Here is a 1,747-nt window from a genome sequence, read left to right on the forward strand (position 1 = left end):
GTCAGGATCCGTTCGCCGTCGGGCTGGGCACTCGGCAACGTGCGCGGCGCGGCCCCCGTGGCGATGAGCACGGCGTCGGCTTCCCAGATGACGTCGTCCTGGTCAGCCACCGCGACGGCCACCCGACCCGGCCCGTCGAGCCGCCCGCGTCCCTGGACGACCCGCACGCCCTCGCGCTCCAGGCGTCGGGCGATGTCGGCGGACTGGTCCGCCGCCAGCTGCAGCACCCGCCGGTTGACCCGTCCCAGGTCGACGCGGACGCCGTCCTCACCGATCATCACGCCGAGCTCGTTGGCGATGGACACGTCGGTCATCAGCTCGGCGGTGGCTATCAGCGTCTTGCTGGGCACGCAGTCGGTGAGCACGGCCGAGCCGCCGATGCCGTCAGAGTCGACGACCGTGACCTCGGCGCCGAGCTGCGCAGCGACCAGGGCCGACTCGTAGCCACCAGGTCCGCCGCCGACGATGACGATGCGATCGCCTGCGCCTGTTGCGGCCATGTCAGAGGTTGATCATGTGGCCGGCGATGCCCTCGACAGCTTCCTTCATCGCCTCGGACAGCGTGGGGTGGGCGAACACGTTGCGAGCCACCTCGTCGGCGGTCAGGTCCCACTGCTGAGCCAGCGTCAGTGCCGGCAACAGCTCAGTCACCTCGGGCCCGATCAGGTGCGCGCCGATGATCTCGTTGTGCTCGGCGTCGGCCACGATTTTCACGAACCCGACCCCCTCGGCCATGCCGCGAGCCTTGCCGTTGGCCGAGAAGGGAAACGACGAGACCTTCACGTCGTAACCCTTGTCCTTGGCCTGCGCCTCGGAGTAGCCGAACGAAGCGATCTGGGGCTGGCAGAACGTCGCCCGCGGGATCATGTCGAAGTTGATCTCCATCGTCTCTGCACCCGCGATCGTCTCGGCCGCAACGACACCCATTGACTCGGCGGTGTGGGCCAGCATCAGCTTGCCGGTGACGTCGCCGATCGCGTAGACGCCATCGATGTTGGTGCGCCCTCGGGCGTCCACGTCGATCGCGCCCCGATCAGTCAGCTTGATCCCCGCTTCCTCGAGCCCGTAACCCTCGATCCGCGGGGCGAAACCGATCGCCTGCAGTACCTTGTCGGTCTCGAGCACCTCTTCCTTGCCGTCCTTCGAAACCGTGACCTTGACCTGGTCGCCACTGTCGTCGATCGACTCCACCTTGGTCGAGAGCAGCACGTTGACGCCCAGCTTCTTGTACTGCTTGAGCAGCTCCTTGGACACGTCGGCGTCTTCGGTCGGCACCATCCGGTCGAGGAACTCCACGATCGTGACGTCGACCCCGAAGTTCTTCATCACATAGGCGAACTCCACCCCGATGGCGCCAGATCCGGCGATCACGATCGAGCCCGGCAGCTCCTCGTCAAGAATCTGCTCCTCGTAGGTCACCACCCGATCACTGAGCGACGTGCCCGGCACCAGCCGGGTGACGGCTCCGGTCGCGATGATCAGGTTGTCGCAGGTGTACGACGTAGTCTCGCCGTCGTCGGCCTTGACCTCGACCCCCGTGCCGCCGGTGAGCGTGCCCCAGCCGTCGATCTCGGTGATCTTGTTCTTCTTCATCAGGTAGTGCACGCCCTTGGCGCTGGAATCGGCCACGCCGCGGCTGCGTTGATGGGTGACGGCGTAGTCCATGGAGGCGTCGCCGGAGATCCCGAACGTCTTCTTCTCGTGCGTGATGATGTGCGCGATCTCTGCGTTGCGGAGGAGAGCCTTC

Annotated in this window: 2 protein-coding genes; both read right to left on the reverse strand. The window is 66.3% G+C overall.

The window, feature by feature from the left end; all coding sequences use genetic code 11:
* Window positions 1-500, reverse strand: a 500-nt coding sequence (locus WB461_RS10260) for an FAD-dependent oxidoreductase (protein WP_423852636.1), incomplete at its 3' end; no start/stop codon positions are given.
* Between the two features lies 1 nt (window position 501).
* On the reverse strand, window positions 502-1,747 hold a 1,246-nt coding region (lpdA, locus tag WB461_RS10265; RefSeq protein WP_423852637.1), incomplete at its 5' end, for a dihydrolipoyl dehydrogenase.

Origin of the sequence: Aeromicrobium sp. (genome assembly GCF_049587115.1) — a bacterium.
GTDB lineage: Bacteria > Actinomycetota > Actinomycetes > Propionibacteriales > Nocardioidaceae > Aeromicrobium.